Source organism: Sneathiella sp. (assembly GCF_041689005.1).
GTDB lineage: Bacteria > Pseudomonadota > Alphaproteobacteria > Sneathiellales > Sneathiellaceae > Sneathiella.
Genome location: NZ_JBDNHC010000010.1, coordinates 1 through 6770 on the forward strand (window position 1 = coordinate 1; position 6770 = coordinate 6770).

Here is a 6770-nt window from a genome sequence, read left to right on the forward strand (position 1 = left end):
ATTTGGCGAGTGCCAAAGGCCTGCGCGAGGACCTGCTCAGCCGGTTCGAGAGTGGGGATCTGCAATCCATCGCCGCGGAATAGGGTCCGGAGACAACCAGCCGCCACTTCCCGTGCAGCTTTGCGATTGACCGTGCCGTGATCGCGGGCTAGGTAGGGAAAAGTCGGAATTACACAAGGTATGAGTTAAATGGCCGAAATCGCCGGGCTTGTCTTCCCCCTCTTCGGATTGATCCTGCTTGGCTATCTCACCGCGAGAATCACCAAGCAGCCGGTCGAGGCCATGGGCTGGCTCAATACCTTCATCATCTATGTCTCGCTGCCCGCTCTTTTCTTCAAGCTGCTCTCGAAAACGCCAATCGAGAAACTGGCGAGCTGGGACTTTATTTCCGTCAATATCTCAACAACCTTCGTCATCTTCCTGATGGTGTTCGGCATCGCCCGGCTCGTCGTACGGGCGACCACACCGGAGGCGACCATTCAGGGGCTTGCCGGGGCCTATGGCAATATCGGCTATATGGGGCCGGGGATCGCCATCCTGACCTTCGGCGAGCAGGCCGCGGTACCGCTCGCGCTCATCTTCTGTTTCGAGAATGTGCTGCATTTCATCGTCGCCCCGACCATGATGGCGATATCCAGCGGGAAGGAGCAGCATGTCCTTCGCCTGATGCTGGAAATTGCAAAGAAAGTCTTCCTGCATCCCTTTATTATCGCGACCATTGTCGGTGTCGCCGCTGCGATATTCGAATTTACCCCGCCTGTGCCGATTGCCCGGCTGATCGACTATCTCGCCCAGGCCGCCGCGCCCTGCGCCCTTTTCGCCATGGGAGTAACGCTCGCGCTCCGGCCGTTAAAACGTATCCCGGTCGAGTTATCCTTCATCGTGCCCTTCAACCTCGTGGTCCATCCGCTGCTGATGTATTTGACCTTAAGCTGGTTCGGCGATTTTGATCCCATCTGGGTCTATACCGCCGTCCTCCTCGCGGCCCTGCCGACCGCCACGAACGTATTTGTGATCGCCCAGCAATACGGCGTCTGGACCGAACGCGCCTCCGCCACCATTTTGCTGACCACGATGCTTTCGGTGCTAACGGTGACACTGCTGCTGTACGCCATCACGACAGGGTTGATGCCGGCGGATTTATTTGTGGGGTGAGATAGAAAAAGGAACGGGGAGCTGCGGCCCACGATCTAGAGTTAAACTGTGCTTTCTCTATTGATCGAGAGGAAGCGCACCAGCAGGACCAAGATCGGATTCCTCTATTTCACCAGGGTTGTAGTCATCACGCGATTTGACGGGTTTTGGTGGCGGTGCTTGCCAAGTTTTCAAATTTGCCCCGACTAGGTCGTAAAACTCCGGAACGATGCGTTCGAAGTCTTCAATGAACGTCTTTCTGCCTGCGAAGCGAGGGCCAAGTCGCTCAACAATCAGTACCTCAAAGCCGCGGGGAACAGAACTAGGATTATCGTTTTGAATCAAAGTTGGATCAGACCGCAGGCTAGCCACATCTTTAGTGGTAGTGACCGCTCTGCCGGGCCATAGTGCTCTTAAAAGCAAGCGGTTATCGTCGTCCTTCAGCATCCGAAGAACCCAGTTAACTCGCGCTTTCGTTGACACTTTATCCCCGGGTGCTTTCAAGGTCATTGAGGCTGAAACGGTTCGTCTGGCAAAGTCAGCAGTTACAGTAATATCAGATGCACAATCCGGCACGCGAATAGCCGATGATAAAGACTGCGTCTCGATCAAATCAGAAATTCCCTGCTTTATTCGGGCAGCAGGATCGTCGACAAGCTTTCTTTCAATCAAGGCTGATACTTCACGACCTATGTGACTGCACATATGAAGACAAAGATCTCTTTCTTCTGCAAACCAACTCGTAACGGCTTCTTCTACCTCTGGCGCGTTCTTTTGGAGTGTTTCGTTGTTAGAAACTGCCTGTACAACATCCTTCCAGCGAGCTCCCATTTGAGTATATCTCTCGACGCCTGTAGCAGGATGAGCTAAAAAATGATTGAATTGCTTCAACAAAAAATTCTGTTCAGTATCCTCGACAATCTTTTGATAATCGAGAATTTCGCATGCTGTCGCCAGCCAAGACCACGACCAATGAAACAGGTCTACCTTCCTGAGTGAATTTTTTGGTACTGAAATTGGTGAATTATCGGCCCGAGACACAAATTCATTGGATATAGTGATTACGGCGTCAATTTTGTTGGCTTTTGCAAGATCCAGATAGCGCTGGACTTGGGTAACATCGAGTTTCGCTTTGCCAATTTTTGCTTCAACAAGTGCCGTCCATATGCCGCGGCCCGTATTTACAACAATCAACCCATCTGGGCGGCATTTGTTGTCCGTCTCACCGCTGAGGACAACTTCGGTAAAGGCTTCTATTTTCGTTCTTTGCCCAACACGAATACCAACGGTTTTTAAAACTTCTTCTGCTAAAGCCGGTATTTGTGTCAGAACGGCCAAGAATATGGACGCTACGCGCTTTTCTTTACTTGTTTCAGCAAGAACAGGAAACAGGCGCGCTTCGTCCCCGCTGGTTAAAAAGTCAGGTCTATCGCTCATTGAATCCCCCTAAATCAATCTTATTTTTTAAACTTAACCTTATGGAAAAGTAAAAAACTCTTCCTAGACTTAGCGTACAACCAAAGTTTACTAAACATTGCGAGTAAATCGTACTTTTCTTTTCTACCGCAATCAACAATTTCATCAAGAGCCACAATCACAACAATTGCTTAAACCCCGCGCGTTCGGTAAAAGGGGCGCAAGCAAATTTCATGTGAGCAGGAGCGGAAATCCCTATGGCGTCTTATCAGTATATTTATGTGATGAATGGTCTGTCGAAGACCTATCCGGGCGGCAAGCAGGTCTTGAAAGATATCCGGCTTTCCTTCTTTCCGGGCGCGAAAATCGGGGTGTTGGGCCTGAACGGCTCGGGTAAGTCGACGCTGCTCAAAATCATGGCCGGGATCGAGACGGAATTCACCGGCGAGGCCTGGGCTGCCGACGGGGTCAAGGTTGGCTATCTCGCGCAGGAGCCGGAGCTGGACCCGGCGAAAGACGTGCTCGGCAATGTCATGGACGGGGTGCATGAGAAGAAGGCGCTCCTCGATGCCTTCAACGAGATTTCCTTGCGCTTTGGCGAGGACCTCACAGACGATGAGATGAATACCCTGATCGCCGAGCAGGGCGAGTTGCAGGAGCAGATTGACGCGCAAAACCTCTGGGATCTGGAGCGCGAGGTGGAGATTGCCATGGATGCGCTCCGCTGCCCGGCGGGCAGTGCCGATGTCACCAAGCTGTCGGGCGGGGAGCGTCGCCGCGTTGCGCTCTGCCGCTTGCTGCTCTCGCAGCCGGATATGCTGCTGCTCGATGAGCCAACCAACCATCTCGATGCCGAGAGCGTCGCCTGGCTGGAACGCTTCCTCCATGACTATAAGGGCACTGTCGTTGCCGTCACCCATGATCGCTACTTCCTCGATAATGTCGCGGGCTGGATATTGGAGCTCGATCGTGGCCACGGCATCCCGTGGGAGGGGAATTACTCAAGCTGGCTGGAGCAGAAGGAAAAACGTCTCGCGCTGGAAGGCAAGTCCGAGGATGCGCGGCGGAAAACGCTGGACCGGGAGCTGGAATGGATCCGGCAGGGACCGAAGGGCCGCCAGACGAAATCGAAGGCCCGTATCAGTGCCTATGAGGATCTGCTGTCCGAGCAGGACTCCAAGCAGACAGACGCAATGCAGATTTATATTCCGGCGGGACAGCGCCTCGGTGAGTTGGTGGTCGAGGCCGAGAATGTCTCCAAGGCGTTCGGCGATAAACTGCTGATTGAAGGGCTGAACTTCAAGCTTCCGGCGGGAGCGATTGTCGGCGTCATCGGGCCGAACGGCGCCGGTAAGACAACGTTGTTCAAGCTGCTGACGGGCGCGGAGACGCCCGATACGGGCAGTTTTAAGGTTGGCCCGACGGTACAGCTTGGCTATGTCGATCAGGACCGTGACACGCTTGATCCGAACAAGAATGTCTGGGAGGAAATTTCCGAAGGCAACGAGGTGATTTCGCTCGGCAAGAAGGAGATCAACAGCCGCGCCTATGTTTCGGGCTTCAATTTCAAGGGCTCGGATCAGCAGAAGAAAGTCGGCCAGCTTTCAGGCGGGGAGCGCAACCGCGTCAATCTCGCCAAAATGCTGAAATCCGGCTCGAACTTCCTATTGCTCGATGAGCCGACCAACGATCTCGATGTCGATACGCTCCGCGCGCTGGAGGAGGCACTGCTGCAATTCGCCGGCTGCGCCGTGGTCATCAGCCATGATCGCTGGTTCCTCGACCGGGTCGCGACCCATATGCTCGCCTATGAGGGCGACAGCCATGTCGAATGGTTCGAGGGCAACTTCGAGGCCTATGAGGAAGACAAGCGCCGTCGTTTGGGCAAGGAAGCCACCGAACCCCACCGTATCAAATACAAGCCGATCAAGCGGTAGGGGTTTCTCGCGATTTACCGCTGGTGGAGGGGCATGACCCGTTGAACCGCCGGCCGCTCCAGCATGCGGGCACGATGGGCTTCGATTTTTGGGAAGTTCTTGATGTCGAGCGTATCGCCTTCCAACCAGCGGCTGACGTTGAACAGATAGGCATCCGCCGTGCTGTATGCCTCGCCCATAACCCAGGGGCCCTTGAACATTTCGTGCTCGATCAGGCGATAACAATTGCCGACCGTCTCCGGCACCTTGCGTTTCATATCCTCAAATGAGCTTTCCTCGTCGGCCCAACGCGACCCGCGTTGCTTGTGGGCATGGGCGACATGAAGCGTTGAACAAAGATAGTTGTTGAAGGACTGCATCTGGGCCAGCTCATAGATGTCATCGAGCGGCGCGAGCTTCGCGTCCGGATACCTTTGCGCAATATAGAGCAGGATGGCGGGGGTTTCGGTGAGAATACCCTTCTCGGTGATGAGCGAGGGGACCCGGCCCTTGGGATTGATTGCGAGATACTCGGGTTTTGTCTGCTCCGCGGAAAGAAAATCGACGCGGATGGCCTCATAGTCGGCACCGGCCTCCTCCAGTGTGATATGAGAGGCGAGGGAAACGGTTCCGGGAAAATAAAATAATTTCAGCATTCTCAATCCTTATGAAAATTTACTTCGCGGAGTTTACACATATATCATAGGAGGAATGAACCCCTTTCGATGGAAATGTCGGATTGTTGTCATTATTTTAAGAAGAAGTTGTGTAATGTAGTCCGGTATTTAGGCGATGACACCAATTATGCGGGCGGTATCTGGGGCGAAATGAAGATATTTATCTGTCTATGTCTGCTCCTCGCGGTTTCTGCCTGTTCGGCGGGGTCGCGGTATGCAGAAGATGTAAACTGGCCCACTGACCCGTCTGAGCGGCTGGTCGCGGAGGACTACCTGAAAAAGGCGGACGAGGATATTCCCGAACTTCCGCCCGGCATGGCTTTCGTCTTTCGCAGTCTTGATAACAAGCTCATTTCCGATTATTTCGACTATGGCCTGACCCGGATGACGCCAAACCAGATTCGCGATGCCTATCAGGAAAATGTCCTCGGTAATTTCATCAGTGACCTCAAGACCAGGGCCTGCAACGACCCGGATGCCCGTTTCTTGCTTGGCAATAACTTCACCTATGAGGTTTTCGTGAAAATATCCGGGGGTAAGAAAACTAAAACCGTCCGGAATGAGCTGGATAAGGGGTTTTGTATCGCCGGGGAGCGGCCCTTTGTCGACCGGCAAGCGATAGACGGTCGGTTTAATATGGTCCGCTACTGGCCGAATGGTGAGCAAATTGATTATCGCCTGATCGAGAAGTTGACAGGAACCTTCCAGTTGCTGGCCGCCCGGTTTGATACGCCGAACATTCCAAATAGCGGTTTTACCGTGACCGATATGAAAGCTGACGGGCTCATGCTCTCGATTTCGTTGCGGCAGACACTCCGGAAAAACGCCAAGCTGAATAAATCCTGGGATCAGACAGCCAAGGGGCAGAGTTTGGATCAGATATGCACCTCCGCAAACCATCTGGCGGCGCTGACAGTGGGGGCGGTTTATGCCTACGCTGTGGACGTAAGTGCTGATGAGAATATAGCCGACAGCAGCCGGTATACGGTTAGCTATCCCGATTGCTTGCTTTATAACCGCAAATAAGATGAATTCACCCTGACAACTTTCCAGACGCGATCAATTATAGGTAATTTTAAGAATGCAGATTGAAGAAACGGAGATTCCTGACGTCAAAATCCTCACGCCGCGGAAATTTGGCGATGACCGCGGCTTTTTTTCGGAGGTCTGGAACGCACGAACGCTGAAAGATGCCGGTCTCGATATTGGTTTCGTGCAGGATAACCATGCCTGGAGCGCGGAAACCGGTACTGTTCGCGGGTTGCATTACCAGCTCGATCCGACAGCGCAGGGCAAGCTTGTCCGAGTGGTGCGCGGCTCGGTGCTTGATGTGGCGGTTGATATTCGCAAAGGCTCCCCGACTTTTGGTCGGCACGTGAGCGTCGAGCTGTCAGCGGATAACTGGAAGCAGATCTGGGTGCCGCACGGCTTCGCTCATGGCTATTGCACCCTCGAACCGGATACGGAGATTGTGTATAAGGTGACAGACTATTACAGCCCGGACCATGACTGCGGCATCTTCTGGAATGATCCGGCGCTTGGTATTCAATGGCCCGTTATCGGTGAAAAGGCCATTCTTTCAGAAACAGATAAGATTTTGCCGCTACTAAAAGATCAGCCCAGAATA

General features: G+C 53.4%; 6 protein-coding genes. 4 read left to right on the forward strand and 2 right to left on the reverse strand.

From position 1 onward, the window contains the following. Positions 1-189: 189 nt before the first annotated feature. Positions 190-1155, forward strand: a complete 966-nt coding sequence (locus ACESNI_RS00985; protein ID WP_373084074.1) for an AEC family transporter — start codon at positions 190-192, stop codon at positions 1153-1155. Positions 1156-1212: 57 nt separating this feature from the next. Here the strand turns inward: ACESNI_RS00985 and ACESNI_RS00990 are convergent, their stop codons facing one another. Next, the gene (locus ACESNI_RS00990) at positions 1213-2571 is read right to left on the reverse strand and encodes a hypothetical protein (RefSeq protein ID WP_373084076.1); all 1359 of its coding nucleotides are present in this window, start codon (positions 2569-2571) and stop codon (positions 1213-1215) included. 236 nt (positions 2572-2807) lie between these two features. On the opposite strand from ACESNI_RS00990, the gene ettA reads away from it, so the two are divergent. After that, a complete protein-coding gene (ettA, locus tag ACESNI_RS00995) occupies positions 2808-4487 on the forward strand; it encodes an energy-dependent translational throttle protein EttA (RefSeq protein ID WP_373084078.1) in 1680 nt (559 codons plus the stop codon). 14 nt (positions 4488-4501) lie between these two features. Here ettA and ACESNI_RS01000 read toward each other — a convergent pair whose 3' ends face one another. Further along, positions 4502-5122: a glutathione S-transferase family protein gene (locus tag ACESNI_RS01000; protein WP_373084080.1), complete on the reverse strand. Its 621-nt coding sequence runs from the start codon at positions 5120-5122 to the stop codon at positions 4502-4504. Between the two features lie 171 nt (positions 5123-5293). Here ACESNI_RS01000 and ACESNI_RS01005 point away from each other — a divergent pair, with 171 nt between their 5' ends. Next, the gene (locus tag ACESNI_RS01005; protein ID WP_373084082.1) at positions 5294-6169 is read left to right on the forward strand and encodes a hypothetical protein; all 876 of its coding nucleotides are present in this window, start codon (positions 5294-5296) and stop codon (positions 6167-6169) included. Between the two features lie 55 nt (positions 6170-6224). Beyond that, the coding region (gene rfbC, locus ACESNI_RS01010; protein ID WP_373084084.1) for a dTDP-4-dehydrorhamnose 3,5-epimerase at positions 6225-6770 on the forward strand (546 nt) is incomplete at its 3' end.